Annotated in this window: 21 protein-coding genes and 2 pseudogenes; 14 read left to right on the top strand and 9 right to left on the bottom strand. The window is 73.2% G+C overall.

Annotation, left to right across the window (positions count from 1 at the left end):
• Window positions 1-112: 112 nt before the first annotated feature.
• Window positions 113-694, bottom strand: a pseudogene (locus P1P75_RS25505) (TerD family protein); the annotation flags it as partial.
• A 298-nt stretch (window positions 695-992) separates the two neighbouring features.
• On the opposite strand from P1P75_RS25505, the gene P1P75_RS25500 reads away from it, so the two are divergent.
• The 4 genes from P1P75_RS25500 to P1P75_RS25485 all read left to right on the top strand — a co-directional run bounded on the left by P1P75_RS25500 (window position 993) and on the right by P1P75_RS25485 (window position 5,710).
• On the top strand, window positions 993-1,427 hold the full coding sequence (locus P1P75_RS25500; RefSeq protein WP_319259241.1) for a DUF6643 family protein: 435 nt from the start codon (window positions 993-995) through the stop codon (window positions 1,425-1,427).
• A gap of 42 nt (window positions 1,428-1,469) precedes the next feature.
• Window positions 1,470-2,294 (top strand): MOSC N-terminal beta barrel domain-containing protein, encoded by an 825-nt coding sequence (locus P1P75_RS25495; RefSeq protein ID WP_319259239.1) that lies wholly within the window; start codon window positions 1,470-1,472, stop codon window positions 2,292-2,294.
• Window positions 2,295-2,496: 202 nt separating this feature from the next.
• Complete coding sequence (locus P1P75_RS25490; RefSeq protein ID WP_319259236.1) at window positions 2,497-3,099, top strand: hypothetical protein; 603 nt, start codon at window positions 2,497-2,499, stop codon at window positions 3,097-3,099.
• Window positions 3,100-3,268: 169 nt separating this feature from the next.
• Window positions 3,269-5,710 carry a right-handed parallel beta-helix repeat-containing protein gene (locus tag P1P75_RS25485; RefSeq protein WP_319259233.1) on the top strand — a complete coding sequence of 814 codons (2,442 nt, stop codon included), beginning with the start codon at window positions 3,269-3,271 and terminating at the stop codon, window positions 5,708-5,710.
• On the opposite strand, the gene P1P75_RS25480 is transcribed toward P1P75_RS25485, so the two are convergent.
• The gene (locus P1P75_RS25480; RefSeq protein WP_319259249.1) at window positions 5,707-7,938 is read right to left on the bottom strand and encodes a hypothetical protein; all 2,232 of its coding nucleotides are present in this window, start codon (window positions 7,936-7,938) and stop codon (window positions 5,707-5,709) included. The genes P1P75_RS25485 and P1P75_RS25480 overlap by 4 nt on opposite strands.
• 399 nt (window positions 7,939-8,337) lie before the next feature.
• Here P1P75_RS25480 and P1P75_RS25475 point away from each other — a divergent pair, with 399 nt between their 5' ends.
• Both P1P75_RS25475 and P1P75_RS25470 read left to right on the top strand, forming a co-directional pair.
• A complete protein-coding gene (locus P1P75_RS25475; RefSeq protein WP_319259231.1) occupies window positions 8,338-9,168 on the top strand; it encodes a DeoR/GlpR family DNA-binding transcription regulator in 831 nt (276 codons plus the stop codon).
• 66 nt (window positions 9,169-9,234) lie between these two features.
• Entirely contained in the window at window positions 9,235-9,711 is a 477-nt protein-coding gene (locus tag P1P75_RS25470; protein WP_319259228.1) for an SRPBCC family protein, read from the top strand.
• A gap of 34 nt (window positions 9,712-9,745) precedes the next feature.
• Here the strand turns inward: P1P75_RS25470 and P1P75_RS25465 are convergent, their stop codons facing one another.
• Window positions 9,746-10,870, bottom strand: a complete 1,125-nt coding sequence (locus tag P1P75_RS25465; RefSeq protein ID WP_319259226.1) for a PLP-dependent cysteine synthase family protein — start codon at window positions 10,868-10,870, stop codon at window positions 9,746-9,748.
• Between the two features lie 374 nt (window positions 10,871-11,244).
• Between P1P75_RS25465 and P1P75_RS25460 the strand changes: the two genes are divergently transcribed.
• Both P1P75_RS25460 and P1P75_RS25455 read left to right on the top strand, forming a co-directional pair.
• Window positions 11,245-11,568, top strand: a complete 324-nt coding sequence (locus tag P1P75_RS25460; protein WP_319259223.1) for a hypothetical protein — start codon at window positions 11,245-11,247, stop codon at window positions 11,566-11,568.
• Window positions 11,569-11,852: 284 nt separating this feature from the next.
• Window positions 11,853-12,383, top strand: coding sequence for an ATP-binding protein (locus P1P75_RS25455; RefSeq protein WP_319259220.1), 531 nt, complete (start codon window positions 11,853-11,855; stop codon window positions 12,381-12,383).
• 110 nt (window positions 12,384-12,493) lie between these two features.
• Here the strand turns inward: P1P75_RS25455 and P1P75_RS25450 are convergent.
• Window positions 12,494-13,825, bottom strand: a pseudogene (locus P1P75_RS25450) (ABC transporter permease); the annotation flags it as partial.
• An 82-nt stretch (window positions 13,826-13,907) separates the two neighbouring features.
• Window positions 13,908-14,183 carry an SHOCT domain-containing protein gene (locus P1P75_RS25445; RefSeq protein WP_319178492.1) on the bottom strand — a complete coding sequence of 92 codons (276 nt, stop codon included), beginning with the start codon at window positions 14,181-14,183 and terminating at the stop codon, window positions 13,908-13,910.
• A gap of 174 nt (window positions 14,184-14,357) precedes the next feature.
• Between P1P75_RS25445 and P1P75_RS25440 the strand changes: the two genes are divergently transcribed.
• From P1P75_RS25440 to P1P75_RS25425, 4 genes are all read left to right on the top strand, one after another.
• Complete coding sequence (locus P1P75_RS25440; RefSeq protein WP_319259217.1) at window positions 14,358-14,945, top strand: TetR/AcrR family transcriptional regulator; 588 nt, start codon at window positions 14,358-14,360, stop codon at window positions 14,943-14,945.
• Window positions 14,946-14,954: 9 nt separating this feature from the next.
• Window positions 14,955-15,539 carry a DUF4865 family protein gene (locus P1P75_RS25435; protein ID WP_319259214.1) on the top strand — a complete coding sequence of 195 codons (585 nt, stop codon included), beginning with the start codon at window positions 14,955-14,957 and terminating at the stop codon, window positions 15,537-15,539.
• Between the two features lie 133 nt (window positions 15,540-15,672).
• Entirely contained in the window at window positions 15,673-15,858 is a 186-nt protein-coding gene (locus P1P75_RS25430) for a DUF1272 domain-containing protein (RefSeq protein ID WP_319259211.1), read from the top strand.
• Entirely contained in the window at window positions 15,855-16,049 is a 195-nt protein-coding gene (locus P1P75_RS25425; RefSeq protein WP_319259209.1) for a hypothetical protein, read from the top strand. The genes P1P75_RS25430 and P1P75_RS25425 overlap by 4 nt, the downstream gene beginning before the upstream one ends.
• Here P1P75_RS25425 and P1P75_RS25420 read toward each other — a convergent pair.
• Window positions 16,013-16,903: an NAD(P)-dependent oxidoreductase gene (locus P1P75_RS25420; RefSeq protein WP_319259206.1), complete on the bottom strand. Its 891-nt coding sequence runs from the start codon at window positions 16,901-16,903 to the stop codon at window positions 16,013-16,015. The genes P1P75_RS25425 and P1P75_RS25420 overlap by 37 nt on opposite strands.
• A 330-nt stretch (window positions 16,904-17,233) precedes the next feature.
• On the opposite strand from P1P75_RS25420, the gene P1P75_RS25415 reads away from it, so the two are divergent.
• Window positions 17,234-17,680, top strand: a complete 447-nt coding sequence (locus tag P1P75_RS25415; RefSeq protein WP_319259203.1) for a hypothetical protein — start codon at window positions 17,234-17,236, stop codon at window positions 17,678-17,680.
• A gap of 21 nt (window positions 17,681-17,701) precedes the next feature.
• Here P1P75_RS25415 and P1P75_RS25410 read toward each other — a convergent pair whose 3' ends face one another.
• Both P1P75_RS25410 and P1P75_RS25405 read right to left on the bottom strand, forming a co-directional pair.
• Window positions 17,702-18,946 (bottom strand): ROK family protein, encoded by a 1,245-nt coding sequence (locus P1P75_RS25410; RefSeq protein WP_319259200.1) that lies wholly within the window; start codon window positions 18,944-18,946, stop codon window positions 17,702-17,704.
• Window positions 18,947-19,013: 67 nt separating this feature from the next.
• Window positions 19,014-19,676 (bottom strand): alpha-ketoglutarate-dependent dioxygenase AlkB, encoded by a 663-nt coding sequence (locus P1P75_RS25405; protein ID WP_319259197.1) that lies wholly within the window; start codon window positions 19,674-19,676, stop codon window positions 19,014-19,016.
• A 67-nt stretch (window positions 19,677-19,743) separates the two neighbouring features.
• Between P1P75_RS25405 and P1P75_RS25400 the strand changes: the two genes are divergently transcribed.
• Window positions 19,744-20,880 (top strand): methyltransferase, encoded by a 1,137-nt coding sequence (locus tag P1P75_RS25400; RefSeq protein WP_319259247.1) that lies wholly within the window; start codon window positions 19,744-19,746, stop codon window positions 20,878-20,880.
• Here the strand turns inward: P1P75_RS25400 and P1P75_RS25395 are convergent.
• Window positions 20,867-21,721: a class II fructose-bisphosphate aldolase gene (locus P1P75_RS25395; RefSeq protein WP_319259244.1), complete on the bottom strand. Its 855-nt coding sequence runs from the start codon at window positions 21,719-21,721 to the stop codon at window positions 20,867-20,869. The genes P1P75_RS25400 and P1P75_RS25395 overlap by 14 nt on opposite strands.
• Window positions 21,722-21,742: the final 21 nt, after the last annotated feature.

Raw genomic sequence — 21,742 nt, 5'->3', positions numbered from 1 at the left:
CTTTGTCTTCTTTCCCTTTTCCTTGTTTGTTTTTTTTTTTTGTTGGTTGGGACACCCCGTTGCTTTACATTTTTGGTTTGTGGGGAAGCTGAAGTTTTGTATAAGGGACGGTGACGGTGACCGGGAAGCTCGGGACGGCGGGCGGCGGCGTCGGTGCGGCGGGTGCCGTCTGCTGCGGCTCGTCGACGGTGATGCCGTAGTCGGTGGCCAGTCCCGCCAGGCCGCTGTCGTAGCCCTGGCCCACTGCGCGGAACTTCCAGGCGCCCTGGCGGCGGTAGAACTCGCCCAGCACGAACGCCGTCTCGACGGTCGCGCCGGTGGCGTCGTACCGGGCCACCACGGTGTTCGCTCCCGCGTCGCGTACCTCGACGGCGAGGTCGGGCACCTGCCCGAAGGTGCCGCCGTCCGCCGAGGCGGCCAGGACGACCGTCTCGATGGCGGGCTCCACGCGCGCGAGGTCGACGATCAGGGTGTCGGTCACCCTGCCGCCCGCGTCCTGCTTGCCCTCGTGACGGACCGCGCCGGAGGAGTGCCCGGGCTGGTTGTAGAACACGAAGTCGGCGTCCGAGCGGACTTTTCCGCTGATCAGCAGGAGGGCCGAGGCGTCCGCGTCGGGGACGCCGGGTCCCGACCTGCGGCCCACCTCGACCCGCAGTGCCGTCGTCGGAACCGGAACATTGGACCCCTTCGGCATGGACATGTCCGCCCCCATCGCGTGTGACCGGCCGGACCGCACGTTCCGGCGCCTTTCAGGTTGTCTACTCGTCAACCTATTCGCCCGGAGCGCGAACTCCCATCCATGGCGCCGGAAGATCCCTGTCCAACCGTCGGTAACCCGTCCGGAACTCGGCCTTTACACGATCCGAACCATGATTGCCGCCCCTTTTTTGCCAAGTTCGCTCGCATTGGGTATCCGGAGTCACCGCCGACACGGAAAACAACCCTCTTATCGGTCTCCCCAACCAGCACATCGTGGGCTTAACTTATGTGCCATGACCTCCCCCCGCTCCACCTATGGCGGCGGCTACTACTCCGCCTCCTTCCCGGACACCCCGATCTACGACTCCCTCGTGGCCGAGCGGGGCACCCCGCAGATCGCCCCGATCCGGGTCCCCGCCGCCTACGACACGGGCGGCAACCTGCCCGCGTTGCCGTCGGCACTGCCCGCCCTCCCGGCGGCCCCGTCCCCTTACGCCTACGCCTACGGCTATCCGCAGGCGCAGCAGCCCGCCCCGCTGCAGCAGGCGCCGGCCGCGTACATCCCGCCGCAGGCCACCGCGCCGCGCGGATACCCCGGACCGCAGATGCAGCAGCCGCGCCCGGCCGCTCCGGGCACGGGCTACGACGCGATGCGCCCCGCGGCTCCACGGCCCGCCGCGCCCCAGTACCAGGACCCGTACAACAACCAGCAGTACCGCGGCTACTGAGCCGACCCGGGGACGGTCGCTGCCACCTGGCAGGATGAGGCCATGGGGAATGCGGAACTGCTGTCGATTCACGTTCATCCGGTCAAGGCGTTCCGGGGCCAGTCGCCCCGGGAGGCCGTGGTGGAGCCCTGGGGGCTGGCCGGAGACCGACGCTGGGCGCTGATCGACGACGGGGGAAAGGTCGTCACGCAACGTCAGCAGCCGCGCCTCGCGTGCGCCGCCGCCGAGCTTCTGCCCGGCGGCGGCGTCCGTCTGTCCGCACCCGGTCTGGAACCGCTGACCGTCTCCGTGCCGCAGCCGGTGGGGACGGTGTCGCTGCAGATGTTCCGCGACAAGGTGGAGGGGGTTCTCGCCGACGACGCCGCGCACACCTGGTGCAGCACGTATCTCGGCGCGGACGTACGTCTGCTGCACATGGACGACCCCGCCACCCGCCGTCCCGTCGACCCGGACCACGGACGGCCCGGCGAGACCGTCACGTTCGCCGACGGGTATCCGCTGCTGGTCACCTCCGCCACCTCGCTCGACGCCCTCAACTCACTGATCGCGCGGGACGAGCACGCCGCGGAGGGGCCGCTGCCGATGAACCGCTTCAGGCCCAACCTGGTCGTCGGCGGCACGCAGGCGTGGGCCGAGGACGGCTGGTCGCACCTCACGATCGGCGAGGTCGCCTTCCGGGTCGCCAAGGCCTGCGGCCGGTGCGTCGTCACCACGACCGACCAGAGCACGGCGGAACGCGGCAGGGAACCCCTCCACACACTGGGCCGCCACCGCCGGCTCGGCGGCAAGCTGGTCTTCGGACAGAACCTGGTGCCCCTCTCCGGCGGCACCGTCCGGACCGGCGACCCGGTCGAGATCCTCGGCTAGTCCGCAGGTCCCGCCCTGGTTCCCGGCCGGGCGCCCGGCCCGCGCCCCCGTGGGAACCCGCGCCCGCACCCCGCCCGTTGTGCCTTTCGTGAGCCGTTCACGAGAGGACCCGGCCGTAGGTGACGTGGCTCTCTCTTCGCCCGGACCCGTGGGTGAACGGCTCCGCGGGGCGTTATCACGGAGCGACAAGGGGGTGCGGGTGGTGCGAGCGATCGGTGGGCTCTGGCGCTGGCGGCACAATCCGCTGCGCCGTACGACGGATCTGGCCGAGGCCTGGGTGGCGCTGACGGCCCTGCTCCTGATCCTGCTGGTGGCACCCGTGCTCGGCTCTGTCGTCGGCGCTCTCGCTCAGGACACGTTGCAGCAGGCGGTCCGCGAGCAGCGGCACTCCCGCCACCAGGTCACGGCGACCGTGGTGCGCGAGCTGAAGGGTTCGGTGCTGGATGCGGACCCCGAGGCCGCCGGACGGGAGAGTCGTACCCGCGTCCTCGCCGACTGGACCGCACCTGACGGCACCCCGCGTCACGGCACGGTCCTCGCCGGCCTCAAGGCCCCCCATCGCGGCGACCACTTCCCACTGTGGACGGACACGCACGGCCGTCTGGCGGCCCGCCCCCTGGACGCCGCCACCGCGACCACCCACGCCGTCCTCGCCGGATTCGGCGCTGCACTGCTCACCGCGGGCCTCGTCGAGAGTGTCCGAAGACTCGTCGTCCGGCGTATGGTCCGCCGCCGGTACGCCCATTGGGACCAGGCGTGGGACCGCGCGGGCCCGGACTGGGGCCGCACCGGCACCGGCAGCTGACAGCCTTCCGTCTCTGGTCAACCCACCGCCCGCGCGCACGCTACGGTGGACCGGCCGAGCATTCGGCATCGACCCGCGCGCGAGGGAGCCGCAGGGGTGCGACACGGCTGGAGCGCCCCGCGGACGACCGAGTGATCAGCACAGACCGAGGTGGGGGCACAGCAACGCCATGGCACAGGGCACGGTCCAGGTGACGCACACCGGTACATCGAGGTGGCGCCGCCGCACAGGTGAGTACGCGTCGCTCGCCGCCGCCCTGGAGGCCGCGGCCGAGGGCGACGTCCTCACCATCGCCCCGGGCACCTACCGGGAGAACCTCGTCGTGCAGCTTGCGGTGACCCTGCGCGGTCCCGAGGGCTCCCCCGGTTCCGTGCGCATCGCGCCCCCGGACGGCGTGCCGTTGACCGTGCGGGCCTCGGCCGTGGTGCAGGACCTGCACGTGGAGGGCCAGGACGCGGCGGCGCCCGCGGTGCTCGTCGAGGAGGGCACGCCGGAACTGCTGGACCTGCGCATCGTCACGCGGTCCGCGGCCGGCATCGAGGTGCGCGGCGACGCGCGTCCGACGGTCCGGCGGTGCACCGTCGACAACCCGGCGGGCATCGGCATCGCCGTGGTCGACGGCGGTGGCGGGGTCTTCGAGGAGTGCGAGGTCGTCGCGGCCGGGCAGGCCGGGGTCGCCGTGCGCGGAGGCGGCCACCCGCGGCTGGAGCGCTGCCGGGTGCACCACGCCTCCGGGGCCGGCCTGAGCGCGACCGGCGACAACTCCGCCCTGGAGGCGGTGGGTTGCGAGGTCTACGAGGTCCGGGGCAGCGGCGTGCAGATCACCGCACGCGCCACCGCGCACCTCACGGACTGCGACGTTCACCGCACCACCGCCGACGGTGTCACGCTCGACACGGACGCAGTCCTGACACTGGCCGACTGCCGTATCCACGACATCCCGGAGAACGCGGTCGACCTGCGCTCCCGTTCCGTCCTCACGCTGACCCGGACGACGGTGCGTCAGTTCGGGCGCAACGGCCTGTCGGTGTGGGACCCGGGCACCCGGGTCGACGCCAACCAGTGCGAGATCTTCGACAGCACCGGCGACTACCCGGCCGTCTGGGTCAGCGACGGCGCCACCGTGGTCCTCGACTCCTGCCGGGTGCACGACGTGCCGGACGCCCTGTTCGTCCTCGACCGCGGCTCGCGCGCGGACGTCGTCGACAGTGACCTCTTCCAGGTGCGCAACACGGCCGTGTCGGTGAGCGACGGCGCTACCGCCCAGCTCGACGACTGCAGGATCAGGGACGCGGCGACCGGCGCCTGGTTCCGCGACCACGGCAGCGGCGGCACCCTCAGCAACTGCACGGTGGACGCCACCCAGACCGGCGTGATCGTCACCAAGGGCGCCGACCCCACCGTGGAGCGCTGCACCGTCGACTCCCCCGCCGAGGCGGGCTTCTACGTGTCGGCCGGCGGTCGCGGCAGCTTCCTGAACTGCCGGGTCACCAACAGCGGCGGCTACGGCTTCCATGTCATAGACGGCAGCCGTACGACACTGCGCAAGTGCCGCACCGAGCGCTGCGCGCGCCGGGGGTACGAGTTCGCGGACGCCGGCGCGGACGCCGCGGCCGGTTCCGGACCCGTGGTCGAGGACTGCACGAGCGACGAGAGCGCGGGCGTACCGACGCCGGGTGCGCCGGAGACGGCCGTGGAAGCGGCGCCTGCCTCACCGGGGCTCCTCGGCGCACTCCCCCAGCAGCGTGCCACCGTGCCGGAGCCGCGGCCGGCCGCGGCCGGACCCGAGCCGGAGGCGCGTAGCTCCACGGACGTCATGGGTGAACTCGACGCCCTGGTGGGCCTGGAGAGCGTCAAGCGCGAGGTGCGGGCGCTGACCGACATGATCGAGGTGGGCCGGCGCCGGCAGCAGGCCGGTCTCAAGGCCGCGTCGGTCAAGCGGCACCTGGTCTTCACCGGCTCCCCCGGCACCGGCAAGACGACGGTGGCCCGGCTCTACGGCGAGATCCTCGCCGCGCTGCACGTGCTGGAGCAGGGTCATCTCGTCGAGGTGTCGCGCGTCGACCTGGTCGGCGAGCACATCGGGTCCACCGCGATCCGCACCCAGGAGGCGTTCGAACGGGCGCGTGGCGGTGTGCTGTTCATCGACGAGGCGTACGCGCTCTCCCCGGAGGACGCCGGGCGCGACTTCGGCAAGGAGGCCATCGACACGCTCGTGAAGCTGATGGAGGACCACCGGGACGCCGTGGTGGTGATCGTCGCCGGGTACACGGCCGAGATGGAGCGGTTCCTGTCGGTCAACCCCGGTGTGGCGTCCCGTTTCTCCCGGACCATCACCTTCGGCGACTACGGCCCCGACGAACTGCTGCGGATCGTCGAGCAGCAGGCCGAGGAGCACGAGTACCGGCTGGCGCCGGGCACCTCGGAGGCTCTCCTTAAGTACTTCACGGAGATCCCCAAGGGCGCCGCCTTCGGCAACGGCCGTACCGCCCGCCAGACCTTCGAGGCGATGGTGGAACGCCACGCGAGCCGCGTCGCCCACGTCCCCGACCCGGACACGGACGACCTGACCCTCCTGTACGCGGAGGACCTGCCGGAGCTGCCCGCCTAATCCTCGGCCTTCGCTCGCTGCGCCGGGACCTCCTTGTGCAGGCGGGACAGGAGGTGTTCGCGTTCCTGCGCGAAGGCCGGGTCGGCCTGGTAGTCGGAGTGGCCGAGGATCGGTGAGGGCAGGGGGTGCGCCTCGGTGCGGCCGTAGGCCAGCGGGTCGGCGAGGGCCGCACGGTCGACCTCGGGGCCGCAGTCGTCGCCGGACAGCCGGACCGGGCCGCCGATGGGGTCGGTGGGGCGGTGCAGGTTGCGCCAGCAGTCGATGTCCTCGTGCAGGGCGTTCAGCGCGGCCGGACCGAAGTGAGCCGGGAACCAGCGGCCGTAGAGGCGCTCGATCGGTGAGCCGTAGGTGAGGAGGGCGACGCGGCTGCGGTCGGCGGGGCTGAGCTGCCAGGCGGCCGCGGCGGCGAGGACGCTGCCCTGGGAGTGGCCGGAGATCACCAGGCGTCCGCCGGTGGCGCGGGTCCAGGTGGCCATGCGCCAGGTCAGGTCGGGCACCGCGCGCTCGGCGTAGCAGGGCGGGGAGAAGGGGTGTGCCGCGCGCGGCCAGAAGGTGCCGACGTCCCAGAGGATGCCGATGGTGCGCCGTGCGGAGGCGTCCTTGTAGGCGCGCCTGCCCCAGGTGACGAAGAGTATGAAGCCGAGCCCGATCAGCCAGGAGCCGAGTGCCTGGCCGGTCTGGGCGGCACCGTGGACGAAGGGGTGGGCGGTCTCTGCGGCCCGGTCGGGGGTTCTGCCGGTGGCGAAGGCGCCGACGAGCGCGCCCGCACCGAGCAGCAGGGTCGTGGTGGAGGTGACGGCGACGAGGAGCGGGGCCCGGTCGGTGAGCGTGGCCATGGCGCGGGCGCGGGCGATGCGCTGGGTGCGGGCGGTGTCGCCCGGGTCGGCGCCGTACTCGTGGGCCACCGCGACCCGCTCGGCGCGGGCCAGTCGCACGGCTTCGCGGGCGAGCAGGGCGCACAGGGCGAGCAGCACGGTCAGCAGCGCCGGGATGACGGACGCCTGCCAGGTCAGCAGGACCGGTGGTCCGGCGAGGTAGGTCCCGGTGCCGTCCAGCCAGTCCGAGACGCGCTGGGAGACTCCGCCGGACATCAGGCCGCCGAGGGCGCAGGCGAGCATGGCGACGGCTGGCCCGCCCAGGCCGCGCAGGGCGGCACGCCCTTCGGGATCGCTCCGGGACCCGCGGTAGAGGGTCGAGGCGACGACGGCGAGGGCGATGACCAGTACGCCCTGGAGGAGGGCGATCGCGCCGAAGGTCACATCGCCCGGGAGCCGGCCGGCCGACCGCCACGCGGGACGCTCCCACCCGGCGTACACGAAGGTGAGGGCGAGCAGGGCGAGGGCGGCCAGCGGCAGGCGTCGTACGAGGTGGGCGTCGAGGCGGCGGTCCAGGCGATGTTCGCTGCGGCCGCGGCGGCACACCACCCAGACCGTGGCGAGCGCGCCGGCGGCGAGGGCGGCCTCCAGGAGCCGGCCGAGGATGTCGAGGAGGACGGGACCGCCGGGGCTGCGGTCCTCGCGTGCGGCGGCGGTGCCGACGGCGGCGGCCACGGTGAGCAGGCCCGCCGCGGTGTGGGCCGCGCGCAGCCGGGCCACCAGGCGGCGCCCGTACCAGAAGCCGGGGCGCCCGAGGGCGGTGTGGCCCGGGGCGTCCTCCGGTTCCGTCCCGCCGCTGGGCGGCTCCTGGGACTCGTAGGCCCGCCAGGTGCGGTGGGACAGATACCAGAGCAGGACGGTGAGGGCCGTCGGGACGACGGCCGCGAGGGCGAGGCGGCGGCCGGGCAGGCTCCACCAGCCGCTGTCGGACACCGCCGGTGAGAGGAAGCCCAGCCAGGAGTGCCGTTCGGCGCACGCGCGCGTGCCCGCGCACTGCCAGGCCGTCAGGTCGAGGGCGACCTCGCAGGCGGCGGCGACGAGCAGGACCGTCAGGGTCAGGCCGGTGAGCCGCACCAGCAGTCCGTACAGGCGGACCGTGCGGGTGCGTTCCCGGGCGGCGGGACGCATCCAGTGGGCGAGGTTGACGACCATGAACGGCAGCAGCAGGAGCCACAGGGCGCGGGTGCCGTTGCCGGAGGTGAGGTTGGACCAGACATAGGCCTCGGGGACCGGCCGGGCCGCCGGGCCGCCGGCCGCCGCGTCCGCCGCCTCGGCGTCCACGTCATCCTCGCGCCGGTACATGGCGGCCGTGTCGTCGCCGGTGATCCGCACCGTGCGCGGATCGTTCAGCATCTTCTCGGGCGTGGCTCCGCCCACGCCGTGGACCAGGAGTTCCAGGGCGGCTCCGGCCGCCGGGTCGGTCTGGGTTCGTTCCTGCGCACGTTCCACTGTTCTGGCACTTCCCCCGTGACGCGCTGTCGCTCTGTGTGCGTGCGGCACAAGGATCGCCGCTGAGCGGTGTGTGCACACCCGTTGTCACCGAATCTCCCCCGTTCCATGCGGGGAACGGGACCGTCGGGTGTCATCGGCGTGGCATGCGCGCGACGGGCGGGTGGTGGTACGGCCGGTGACCGCCCGTGCGAGGATGGGACGCCCGCGCCGCCGCCGACCGGCGGAATGCCCTTGTCGGGGCAGGTGCGCGGGCGTGTCGGACGGAGTGGATCGGCTTGAGTCGAGAGGACCGGAGCGTACGTGAGTGAGAATCAGAACCTCCTCGCGGAGCAGCGGCGCGCACTGATCCTGGACGAGGTCCGGCGCCGGGGCGGTGTCCGGGTCAACGAGCTGACGCGCAAGCTCGGCGTTTCGGACATGACGGTGCGCCGCGACCTCGACGCGCTGTCCCGTCAGGGCGTCCTGGAGAAGGTGCACGGCGGTGCGGTGCCGATCGTGGAGGCGAGCACTCATGAGCCCGGCTTCGAGGCCAAGTCCGGCCTGGAGCTGAGTGCCAAGGAGGACATCGCGCGGGCTGCGGCCGAGCTGGTCGCGCCGGGCAGCGCGATCGCGCTGTCGGGCGGTACGACGACGTACGCGCTGGCCCATCAGCTGGTGGACGTGGCGGATCTGACCGTGGTGACCAACTCGGTGCGGGTGGCCGACGTCTTCCACGTGGCGCAGCGCACCTCGGGTCCCCGGCAGGGGGCGGCCACGGTCGTGCTGACCGGCGGGGTGCGCACACCGTCCGACTCGCTGGTGGGGCCGGTCGCCGACCAGGCCATCACGGCGCTCCACTTCGATCTGCTGTTCCTCGGCGTGCACGGCATATCGGCCGAGGCCGGTCTGTCGACGCCGAACCTGGCTGAGGCCGAGACCAACCGGCGGCTGGTGCAGTCGGCGCGCCGGGTCGTGGTGGTCGCCGATCACACCAAGTGGGGTGTGGTGGGGCTGAGTTCCTTCGCGGCGCTGGAGCAGGTCGACACGCTGGTGACGGACGCCGGGCTGCCGGGCGCGGCCCGCGCGGAGATCTCCGAGCATCTGCGGCGGCTGGTCGTCGCCGGTGAGCCCGCCGAAGGTGCAGACATCTGAGGGGACGCCGGTTAGGGTGACGCACCCGTGACGCACCCGTTTCCTCGGCCCTGAGGAGTTGCCTGCATGGCTCACCGTCTGCGTCCCGAGGGACTCGGCTTCCTCACGACCGCGCCGGTACGGCTGGTCTTCACGGAGGAGATCTCCGCGTCGCCGGAGCAGGTCTTCCGCGCGCTGGCCGAAGATGTGGCCGGGTGGGCCGCCTGGTTCCCCGCGGTGACGTCGGCGCGGGGAGTCGACAACGGTGCGGGGCGCGACGTGCGGCTCAGGGGCGGGACACGGTTCCGTGAATCCGTCCTTGTGGCGAAGGAACCCGAGGTGTACGCCTACCGGGTCGACGTCACCAACGCTCCGGGAGCGCGGGCCCTGATCGAGGAGTGGCGGCTGACGCCCTGCGGTGCGGGGACGCGGGTGCGGTGGACGTTCGCCGCGGACGGGACGGCGGCCTTCCGGGGAGTACTGCGGCTGGCCCGGCCGGGCCTGGGGCGGAGCTTTCGGGGCGCGGTGACGCGGCTGGACCGGCGGATCGCCGGGCGGGCGTGAGGAGCGGCCGGGCGGCGGAGGCCGGCGTGCCCGCTCAGTCCCGCCACACGCCCGTGGCGAGCAGGGAGTCGATCGCGGCGCTGTAGGGGCCGATGTCCAGGCCCTGTTCGGCGAGCCACGTGTCGGAGTAGTACTTGTCGAGGTAGCGGTCGCCCGGGTCGCACAGCAGGGTGACCACACTGCCCTGCCGGCCCTCGGCCACCATCTCGGCGACGATCTTGAGCGCGCTCCACAGGCCGGTTCCCGTCGACCCGCCCGCCTTGCGGCCGATGGCGCCCTCCAGGGCACGGACGGCGGCGACGCTGGCGGCGTCCGGCACCTTCATCATCCGGTCCACGGCGCCGGGCACGAAGCTGGGCTCCATACGGGGCCGCCCGATGCCCTCGATGCGGGAACCGCAGTCGCAGGTGACGTCCGGATCGCCGGTGGTCCAGCCCTCGAAGAAGCAGGAGTTCTCGGGGTCGGCGACGCAGATGCGGGTGTCGTGCTGCGTGTAGTGGACGTACCGGGCGAGGGTCGCGGAGGTGCCGCCGGTGCCGGCCGTGGCGACGATCCACGCCGGCTCCGGGAACCGCTCCAGCTCCAGCTGACGGAAGATGGATTCGGCGATGTTGTTGTTGCCGCGCCAGTCCGTGGCCCGCTCGGCGTAGGTGAACTGGTCCATGTAGTGGCCGCCGGTGTCGGTCGCCAGGCGGGCGGACTCCTCGTACATCTTCCGTGAGTCGTCCACGAAGTGGCACTGTCCGCCGTGGAACTGGATCAGACGGATCTTCTCGGGGCTGGTCGTGCGGGGCATGACGGCGATGAAGGGCACACCGATCAGCTTGGCGAAGTAGGCCTCGGAGACGGCCGTCGAGCCGCTGGACGCCTCGATCACGGGGCGGTCCGGCCTGATCCAGCCATTGCACAGGGCGTACAGGAAGAGGGAGCGGGCGAGCCGGTGCTTGAGGCTGCCGGTGGGGTGGGTCGACTCGTCCTTCAGATAGAGGTCGATGCCCCACCGCTCGGGCAGCGGGAAGCGCAGCAGGTGGGTGTCGGCGGAGCGGTTGGCGTCGGCCTGGACCTTGCGGACGGCTTCTTTCAGCCAGCGGCGGTAAGCGGAATCGCTGCGGTCGACGTCGAGGGTCACGCCGGTCCGGGTCTGCTGGGGGCTGGTCACGGCGGGCTCCTTCGTGCGGTGCGCCGGCGGCGCCTCACGCGGCCGACGCCTCGATCATAGGCACCTTCCGCACGCTTCTCACCTGCATAAACGCTTCTTTGAGGGTCTCAAAGGAGGCCCTGGGGGCGAGGGGCCGGCCGACGGGGGCGCATTCACGCGAGTGCTCCGGGCGCCCCCGGACGGCGCGTCGCACGTACTGGTGCTCGACGCCCTGCGGGGGCAGACTGCACCGGGCGGGACGCGGGTTCCGCAGGCGGACGACCGACACTGGATCACGACACCCCGCACGGGGACGCACACTGGATCTCGACACGAGCTGGTTTCCGGCCCGCTCAGGAGCGCGGGCCGGCACACCCACGCGCAAGGGGGCGGGGATGGCGGAGCCGGAGTTCACGGCGACGGGCGTACGGATCGGGAAGCGACTGCGCTCGCTCACCCGGGCCGGGCAGGTCCGGATCAACGACGGCCGGCTGGAGTTGCTCACCAGCTACGGCAGCGAGATCGACAGCGCGCCGGTGCAGGCGGTACGGGCCTCACGGCCGTGGTTCGCCCCGGAGGACCGGGCGCTGGCCGATCTCAACGGCAACCGGTACCTGCTGACCCTGGGCGACCACGACCCGGCACCCGGTGAGCCGGGGCCACCCGCGGCACGCCGGTTCATCGAGGCCGTACGCAGGGCCGCGGGGCGCAAGGGCTGAGGGGCGGCCGGTGCGCTGAGGCGTCACCGGTCCCGCGTGGCCGAACAGCGCGGCGGACCCGGAGTGGCCGCACGGCCACGGCGAGTTGCGCATTTGCGCCCCTTGCGCCACGCTGGTCTCACGTCACTCTGGGTTTACCGGCGATAACGCTGCGAACCAGCCCGCCGGCCATGACAGCAGGCGGCCGTCCTAGGGTCTTTCGATCCGAACGACAGGCGCCGGCGCAGACGCCGATCGATCCGAACTCCGTGTTCTTCCGGACCTCAAGTCGGGGAGTCGCAGCCGTGATCAGTAACCCAAGCAGGCATTGCGCGGTAGAGCTCCAAGCCCTGCCGTCGCGGATCGGCCAGGTCCGCAGAATCGTATCGGCGCAACTGCGCTACTGGCATCTCGATCCCCTCATAGACCGGGCGGCGCTCGGCGTGACCGAGTTGTTGACCAACGTCCATCTGCACGCCCAGCCCGACAAGACGTGCACCGTGGAGCTGGAACTGCTCCTCGACCGGCTCACGGTCTCGGTGCGCGACCACGACCCCCGGCTTCCGCAGGTCGACGACATCGAGGCGGTCGACTCGTTCGCCACCTGCGGGCGGGGGCTCGCCATGGTGGCCGCGGTCAGCGAGGACTGGGGCGCCCGGCCGGACGGCGAGTCCGGAAAGGTCGTCTGGTTCACGCTTCCGACGGCGGTCGCGGCACCTGAGCGGGCAGCGCGGCCTCCGCGCCGACTGGCCGCGGACCGGCTGTTCCCGGAGGTCGTGACGGTCGGCGACCTCAGTCCCGCACATGCTCCCGCCCGGTCGGCCGTCGTCGGCTGACCGGGCGGTGATCCCTTCGCCGTACGGCGGAGTCACCGAAGTGGTGATCCGCGCGTGCGGCGGGGTCATGTACGGGGCAGGGCACCCGGCGCCGCCCCCGGCCACCGGGTTCACTCTGTCGCGATGGCCCGCAGGACGTCCAGGCGTGCCGCGCGCCGGGCGGGTCGCAGGCCCGCCAGGGCTCCGGCGGCGAGGCCCACCAGGGCCACGACGGCGAGCTGTGCGGGCGGGAGCGCGAAGGCGAACGCGCTGTCGCTCGCCCCGTCGGAGGCCCGGACGAGGACCCAGCCGAGGACGGTGCCGAGCAGCAGGCCGCCCGCCGTGCCGAACGCGGCGACCAGGACCGACTCCCAGCGGACCATGGCCCGCAGCTGGGACCGGGTCTGGCCGACGGCCCGCAGCAGACCCAGTTCACGGGTGCGCTCGTGGACGGCGAGGGTGAGGGTGTTGGCGATGCCGAGCAGGGCGATGAGCACCGCGAGGGCGAGCAGGGCGTAGACCAGGGTGAGCATCATGTCGATGCCGCCGGCCGAGGACCGCGCGTACTCGTCGCGGGTCTGGACGTCGGGGTTCCCGAACCGCTCGGCGACCTGCTCGACGGCGGCCTTGCCGGTGTCCGTGCCCACCCCGTCGGCGAAGGTGACGGCGACCAGGGTGTCGGCGTCCTGCGTGCGGTGCGCGGCCCAGGCGGCTCGGGTGATGACGTAGTCGCCGACGAGTTCGGACTGTCCGTAGACGGCGCGGACGGTGAACGGTGTGGTGCGGCCGTCGGTGAAGGTGAGGCGGGCCGTGTCACCGGGGGCGAGTCCCTGGCGGTCGGCCTCCTCACGGGTGATCGCGATGCCGTCGGCGCCGAGAGCCCGCAGGTTCCCCTCGACGGCGCCGAGATCGAAGGAGCGTTCCAGGGCGGCCGGGTCGGTGACGGTGAGCGCCCGTCCCCTGCCGTCGACCTCGGCGACGCCCCGGCCGAGTCCGACGGCGGTGTCGACCTCGGGCAGTGCGGCGACGGCCGGGGCGAGCCTCGGGCTGAGACCGCTGCCGCCCGCGCCGAAGGACGGTGTGCTGACGACGACGTCCCCGGCGAAGGACCGCGAGACGGTCTGGTCCATGGTGGCCTTCAACGAGGCCCCGAACACGGTGAACAGCGCCACCACGGCCACGCCGATCATCAGGGCGCTCGCGGTGGCGGCGGTCCGTTTCGGGCTGCGCAGGGCGTTGCGCCGGGCGAGGGCGCCGGTGACGCCGCGCAGCCGGCCGAGCGGGCTGCCGAGGACGCGTACGGCGGTGGTGGAGGCGACCGGGCCGAGGACGACGAAGGCCGCCAGCGCCAGGGCCGCGCCGGATCCCGCCAGCCACACGGACGGCGCGACCAGGACGCCGGTCAGGGTGACCGCGACGGCCAGGGCGAGCAGGCCGGCGCCCGTGACCGCGCGCGACCGGGAGGTACGGCGGTGTCGCCGGCGCCGTACACCTTCACGGCGTCGGTGACGCGGGCGGCGGTGCGGATGGTGGTGGCCGTCGTCATCACGCACCGCCCTTGCGGCCGAACTGCTCGTCCAGGACGGACAGCCGGCGCCAGTACTCGTCCTCGTCGATCTCGCCGGAGGCGAAGCGGCGGCCGAGGACCGCGAGGGGCGAGTCGCCGCTCGGGCGGGGGTCGGCGGCCCAGGGGCCGCGGCGGCCTCGCCACACCGTGCGGCGCAGGAGGGTCACGACGCCGATCACGACGGCGGCCCAGATCAGCGGGAAGAACAGGATCCACGGGCCGGGGCCGCCGTCCCAGTTCGCCAGGGTCTGCATCTCTGGTCATCTCCCAGGTAGGTCTCGACGGTGATGTTCCGAGACTCCCGCCGGGAGGTAGGCCGGGTCGTCGTCCGGGCAGCGGCAGTGTGGCTACCTCCTGGGGAGTAGGCGCGTGCGTGCGGGCTGCTCCCGGCATGCACGATCCACATCCTCGATTCTGTAACTACTAGTATGTACAGTGGGTGGGTGAGCACTGCGGAACGACTGATCGAGTCCACGCGGGAGCTGCTCTGGGAGCGCGGCTACGTGGGCACCAGCCCCAAGGCGATCCTGGAGCGCGCCGGCGCCGGACAGGGCAGCATGTACCACCACTTCACCGGGAAACCGGACCTCGCCCTGGCCGCGATCCGGCGGACCGCCGAGGAGCTGCGGGCTACCGCCGAGGGAGTACTCGACGGACCCGGAACCCCGTACGAACGCATCGAGGCCTACCTGCTCCGTGAGCGGGACGTGCTGCGCGGCTGCCCCGTCGGCCGGCTGACGATGGACCCGGACGTCGTGGCCGACGACGCCCTGCGCGCGCCGCTCGACGAGACCCTCGACGCGATCCGCGAGCGCGTCGCCGGCATCGTCGAGGAGGGCAAGGAGCAGGGCCAGTTCGGGCCGGAGGTGGACGGCGAGGCGATCGCTGCGACCGTCCTGGCGACGGTGCAGGGCGGCTATGTCCTCGCACGCGCGTCCCGCTCGCCCGCCGCCTTCGACGCGGGGGTGCGCGGCCTGCTCTCCCTGCTCCGCCCCCACGACCACCCGACCGTCTGAGGAGCCCCGATGCACGCCATGCAGTACGAGCTGACGCTGCCCGCCGACTATGACACCGGGATCGTCCGCGCGCGGGTGGCCCGCGTCGGACACCTCCTGGACGACTGGACGGGCCTGGGCGTCAAGGCGTACCTGCTGCGCGAGCGCGGGGTCCAGGGATCGCCGGTCAGCCAGTATGCGCCGTTCTACCTGTGGAACAGCACGGAGGGAATGAACGCCTTCCTGTGGGGCGGCCCCTTCCAGGGCCTGAGCAACGACTTCGGGCGTCCGGCGGTACGGCAGTGGACGGGTCTCGCCTACGAGGAGGGCGTGGCCGCGGGTTCCCCGGCCCTGTTCGCCGTACGACACCGTGCGCCGGTGGCGGACGGGGCGGTGTACGCCGAGGTGGCGGCGGAGGCGGTGGAGGAGGCCGGACGGCTGGCGCGGCAGGACGGGGCGGTGCTCGCGGCGGCGGCCGTCGACACCAGCCGGTGGGAGACCGTGCACTTCTCGCTGTGGGAGCACGGCACGCCGAAGGCGGACGGGGACCTGTTCCAGGTGCTGCACCTGTCGGCGCCGGGGCGCTCGGCCCTGCCGGGCGGCCGCCACTGGTGAACGCCGTCCGCACGGTCCTCCCAGGCCATGGCCCGATCGTGTCGGTCTCTGGCCCGCCGGGCGACTGCCGTGGACGGCGCGCGTGCCGAGGATGGGCCGTGACACGACACGCCGTCCACGAGGAGCGCCCGGCATGGCCCTGGAGATGCGCAAGACCTGCGAGCGCTGCACGACGGCGGCCCTGCCGTACGACGCGCCCGCCCGGATCTGTTCCTACGAGTGCACCTTCTGCGTGCCGTGCGCCGAGGCCATGGAGGCCGTCTGCCCCAACTGCGGGGGCGAGTTGACGGTCCGGCCGCGCCGCGCCGTACCGGCGTGACGGTGCGGCCCGGCCCGTGCGTCGATGTCGGCGAGGCCCCCGTCGAGGCCGATCAGGACCGGCCGTCGTCCCACGCGTACCAGATGGTCGTGGACGGCTCCGACATGCCGCTCCTCCTCGGTGAGCCGGGATGGTACGCGGCTCCGTCCGCCCGTCAGGCGGGCGGCTGGTCCTCGAAGCTGGCGAAGTAGGCGGCGACCATGTCCTCGTCGGCGTGTCCCTGGACGACGGCGCGCTCCAGGCGGTCGGCGCTCGCGGCGGCCACGTCCAGCCGTACACCGCGCTTGGCGCCCGCCTCGACGATCAGCCGGGCGTCCTTGGCCGCGGTCGCCACGCCGAACTGGGGTGGTGTCAGCCGGTCCTCGAGGACCAGGGCGGACTTGGCGCGCAGATAGCCCATGTCCAGGGGGCCGCCGGCGATCAGCTCGAAGAAGTCGTCCGGGTCGACGTCGAGGGCCTTGGACAGGGCCAGGACCTCGCCGGCCGCGGCGGTGGCCGCGATGACCCAGCTGTTGGCGACCAGCTTCAGGCGGGTGGCGGTGCCGGCCGCGCCGTCCTCTCCGGTCCACACCGTGCGGACGCCCACGGCGTCCAGGACGGGACGCACGGCCCCGCGGTGGGCGTCCGGTCCGGCGGCCAGCACGGTCAGCTGACCGGCCTCGGCGGGCTGGCGGGTGCCCAGCACGGGCGCGTCGAAGAAGACGAGGCCGTGATCGCGGGCGAAGGCGGCCAGGTCCTCGACGGCGTCGACCCCGGCGGTCGTCGACTGCACCCAGGCGGTGCCGGTCCGCAGACCGGGGGCCGCCGAGCGCATGGCCTCCAGGACGGCCGGCCCGTCGTGGACCATGGTCAGCACGACATCGGCGCCCCGGACGGCGTCGGCCGGACTGTCGGCGACGGTGATGCCGTCGGCGGCCAGTGGCTCGGCCTTGGCGCGGGTGCGGTTCCAGGCGTGGACGGTGTGTCCGGCGCGGGCGAGGTTGCGGGCCATCGCGGCACCCATGATGCCGGTGCCCAGCACACTCACGGTCAGCCTGTCGGTCATGACGTCACCTTCCTGATCCATCGAGCGGGGGTACTTCGGACGGTACGGGAGGAGGCGGCGTCACTTCGACGCGGCACGCACCGGCCCGTCCGGCCATGCCTGGTGACCGTTGACCATCGGAAAGGGCCGCTCCTGCGCCAGGGCGGCGGGACGGGCGGCGGGGGTCCGGGTGGTCAGGGCTTGATCCGCCTCACGTCGGACACCAGGATGTGAGGCTCCGACGGTCGAAAGGGTCCTGTGCGAGGACGAGTACGAGGGCGAGTACGACATGCGGCGGTGACCTGCGTCGGGGTCGTGGCGCCGGCCTCGTCGGCCGGCTGCACCGTACCCGTGGCCGGCACCACCGGCGTCACGGTGACCGAGGACGGGCGGCCGGTCGGCGTGCTGACGACGTGTCACGATCACATCGACGGCGCCATGTTGTACGAGGACGGCGCGGAGGACCGGAGCGGCACGGTGGCACAGTGGAGCCGGACACCGCCCGCCGAGGGACTCCTCACCTGGCCGCTGACCACCGAAGGCGGCGGCGGAGGCGGAGGCTGGAGCGTCGACGACCCGATGCCCGCGGCGCTGGAGAGGGGCCGCACATACAGCCTGTACGGCTGGACTTCGGACAACTCCTGGTCCACTGCCCACGTGACCTTCACGCTCGCCGACCTGGCCGCGCTCCGACCGGGCCAGGTGCGCTACTTCGCAGGTGACGACGCACCGGGCGCCGACCGTGACGGCCGGCGGACGGCGTCGATGGAGGAGTTCCGCACGGACGCCTGCCCGTAGCGGCGACCGCCCCGGCCACGGCTACCCGCCGCTGAGCGCCGCCAGCGGGTCGTCCAGGACGGGCTGCCAGGCCAGCTCCGCCGCTCCGACCAGGCTGTTGTGGTCGAGGGAGCAGGCGAGGATGGGGACGCCTTGGCTGCGGCCCCACAGGCTGCGGTCGGTGACGACCGCGCGGAGCCGCTCGGGGTCGGTGTCCAGGAGGGTGCGGTGCAGGCCACCGAGGATGATGCGGTCGGGGTTGAGGATGTTGACCAGGCCCGCCAGGCCCAGGCCGAGGCGGTCGATCAGGGCCTCTGCGGCCGTGCGGACGACGGGGTCGGCGTACTCGTCGCGGATCAGTTCGTTGGCCTGCTGGAGCAGGGAGCCCTCGGGGCCGGGCTCGCGGCCTGCGGTGGTGAGCAGGGCCAGCGGGTCGGCCTCGACGTCGAGGCAGCCGCGGCTGCCGCAGTGGCAGGGGCGGCCCTCGGGGTTGACGGTGAGGTGCCCGACTTCCAGGGCGAGGCCCGAACTGCCCGTGTGCAGGCGCCCGTCGAGGACGAGCGCGCCGCCGACCCCGCGGTGCCCGGTGGCCACGCACAGCAGATCGCGGGCGCCGCGTCCGGCGCCGTGCCGGTGCTCGGCGAGGGCGGCGGCGTTGACGTCGTTGGCGGCGAACGCGGGACCGTCGAGGCCGGCCGCGCGGACCCGCTCGGCGAAGATCTCCCGGACCGGCGCCCCCACCGGCCAGGCGAGGTGGAGCGGGTTCAGCGCCAGGCCCTCGGGCGCGGTCACCGCGGACGGCACGGCGAGCCCGGCGCCCACGCAGCGCCGGCCGGTCCGGCGCAGCAGGTCGGCCCCGGCCTCCACGGCGGCGCCGAGGACCTTGGCCGGGTCGGCGTCGACGGCCTCGCAGCTGGGCGTCGTGGCGACGATCCGCCCGCCGAGGCCGACCAGCGCGGCCCGGAAGCCGTCGGCGTGCACCTGCGCGGCCAGCACGACGGGGCCGTCCTCGTCGACCGTGAGCCGGTGGGAGGGCCGGCCCTGGGAGCCGGCGGCGGCGCCGGGCCGCGCGTCGACCCGGATCAGCCCCAGGGCCTCCAGTTCGGCGGCGACCGCGCCGGCCGTGGCGCGGGTGACGCCGAGTTCGGCGGTGAGCACCGCGCGGGTCGGTGCCCGCCCGGTGTGCACGAGCTCCAGCGCGGGACCGAGCGCACCGCGCCCCCGGTCCAACCGCGCTCTCGAGGTGGTCCCTTCCCCCGCCGGCCGGGGGTCCGCCTTGCCGCTCATGAGGGCGAGTCTCCCATGATCCGCCAGGGCGTCCCCGTCGGATCGGTCCGGCCCCGGTCCTGGGGCGTCAGGGGGCGTCCGGGAAGCCGCCGACCCGCAGGGTCACGTTCAGTCTGCCGGTCAGGCCCAGCCCGGCCGGGGCCGTCCCGGGACACACCCGCGGCACCCCGTGGTGGGCGAGCCGGGAGGGCCCGCCGAACACGAACAGGTCGCCGCTGCGCAGCTCGACGTCGGTGTAGGGGCGGGTACGGGTCTCGGTGTTGCCGAAGCGGAACACGCAGGTGTCGCCGAGGCTGAGGGACACCACGGGCGCGTCCGACCTCTCGTCGGCGTCGCGGTGCATGCCCATGCGCGCGTCGCCGTCGTAGAAGTTGATCAGTGCGATGTCGTACGCGGCCCCTCCGGCCGCCTCCCGGCCCAGCGTGTCGGTCACCGCACGCCGGCCCAGCTCGCCCAGCCAGGCCGGGAACGGCTTCACCGGGGCGCCGTCGCCGTCGACCACGGTGCGGGCGTAGGCGTACGGGTACCAGTGCAGGCCGAGGCAGACCTGGCGGGCGGTCATGGTGCCGCCGCCGGGCGTGCGGACGGTGCGCAGACCGGCGGGTGGGCGGGACCAGTCCCGGCAGGCCGCCAGCAGCTCCCGCTGAGCGGTGGTGTCCAGCCAGTCCGGCAGGTGCACGGCGCCCGGCGCGACCTCCGCGCGTTCCCGGGGAAACAGCTCGGTGTCCATGACACCATCCTGCCCCACCGGGTCTGAGCTGCGGCTGGGCTAGCCTTGACCCACGATGAACGACCGTATGACGACGCCGTGGGGCGAGGTCGCACTGGCCCGCCACCCCGAGGACCCGCGTGACAGGCTGCGCGCCTGGGACGCCTCCGACGCGTACCTGCTGCGCCACCTGGCCGAGCAGGACGTTCCGCTGTCCGGCACGGTCGTCGTGCTCGGCGACCGCTGGGGCGCGCTGGTGACGGCGTTGGCCGCGCACCGGCCGACGCAGATCACCGACTCCTGGCTGGGGCAGGAGGCGACCCGTGCGAACCTCGCCCGCAACGGCGTCGAACCCGGCTCCGTACGGCTGCTGACCACGCAGGACCGGCCCCCCGAGCGCGTCGACATGCTGCTGGTGCGGGTACCGAAGAGTCTCGCGCTGCTGGAGGACCAGTTGCTGCGGCTGGCGCCGTCGGTGCACGCGGGGACGGTCGTGGTCGCCACGGGCATGGTCAAGGAGATCCACACCTCGACCCTCCGGCTGTTCGAGCGGCTCCTCGGTCCCACCCGCACCTCCCTCGCCCAGCAGAAGGCCCGGCTGATCTTCTGCGATCCCGACCCCGCGCTGAAACGTCCCGCCAACCCGTGGCCGTACGGCTACGACCTCCCGGCCGACATCGGTCCGCTGGCCGGGCGGCCGGTCGTCAACCACGCGGGCGTGTTCTGCGCCGACCGGCTCGACCTCGGCACCCGGTTCCTCCTCGGGCATCTGCCGCCGACGGAGGGCGCCCAGCGCGTCGTCGACCTGGGCTGCGGCAACGGCGTCGTGGGAACGGCCGTGGCGCTGGCCAACCCGCAGGCCGAGGTGCTGTTCACGGACGAGTCGTTCCAGGCGGTTGCCTCGGCGGAGGCGACGTACCGGGCCAACGGGGTGCCGGGGCACGGTGAGTTCCGGGTCGGGGACGGGCTCGCGGGGGTGGCCGACGACAGCGTGGACTTCGTGCTCAACAACCCGCCCTTCCACTCCCACCAGGCCACGACGGACGCCACGGCCCTGCGGATGTTCACGGGGGCGCGGCGCGTGCTGCGGCCGGGCGGGGAGTTGTGGGTGGTGGGCAACCGGCACCTCGGCTACCACGTGAAGCTTCGGCGCCTGTTCGGCAACAGCCAACTGGTCGCCGCTGACCCGAAGTTCGTGGTGCTGAAGGCCGTCAAGCGGGGATGAGCCCGCTGCTGATCCGCTCGACGGCGTACGCCATCGCCTCCCGTCCGACGGCGAGGTAGCCGCGCGAGTCGACCGCGTCGGGATGCGCGGCGAGGTAGTCGCGGATCGCACCGGTCATGGCCAGGTTGAGGGCCGTGCCGATGTTGACCTTGGCGATTCCGCCGGTGACGGCCGCCCTCAACTCGCCGTCGGGCACGCCGGAGGAGCCGTGCAGGACGAGCGGCACGTCCACGCAGGCCCGCAGCCGCCGGAGGAGAGCGTGGTCGAGAGCGGCGGTCCGGGTGGTCATCGCGTGCACGCTGCCGACGGCGACGGCGAGGGCGTCCACCCGCGAGTCGGTCACGAAGGCGCGGGCCTCGGCGGGGTCGGTGCGGGCACCGGGCGCGTGGGCGTCACGTGGCGCTTCCCCGCCCTTGCCGCCGATGTCCCCCAACTCCGCCTCGATCCAGAGCCCTTGGGCGTGTGCCCGGTCGGCCGCCGCGCGGGTCGAGGCCAGGTTGTCGGCGTAGGGGAGATGCGAGGCGTCGTACATCACGGAACTGAAACCGGCGTCCGCCGCCTCCTGGAGCAAGGCGTGGGAGCGCACGTGGTCGAGGTGCAACGCGACGGGTACGGCCGCCCGTTCGGCGGCGGCGACGGCCGCGCGGGCGAGCGGGAGGAGGCGGCCCTGGCGGAACCTGACGGCGTTCTCGCTGACTTGGAGGACGACCGGCACACGCGCGCTCTCGGCGCCGGCGATGACGGCCTCGATGTGTTCGAGGGTGATGATGTTGAAGGCGACGACGGCGGTGCGGGCCGCGCGGGCCCGGCTGACCAGGTCACCGGTGGTGGTGAGGGGCACGGGGTCTCCTCGTCCGGGGGC

Origin of the sequence: Streptomyces sp. ID05-39B (assembly GCF_033794725.1) — a bacterium.
GTDB lineage: Bacteria > Actinomycetota > Actinomycetes > Streptomycetales > Streptomycetaceae > Streptomyces > Streptomyces bobili.
Note: the sequence above shows the minus strand (reverse complement) of the source record. Positions and strands in the feature narration are given on the sequence as shown.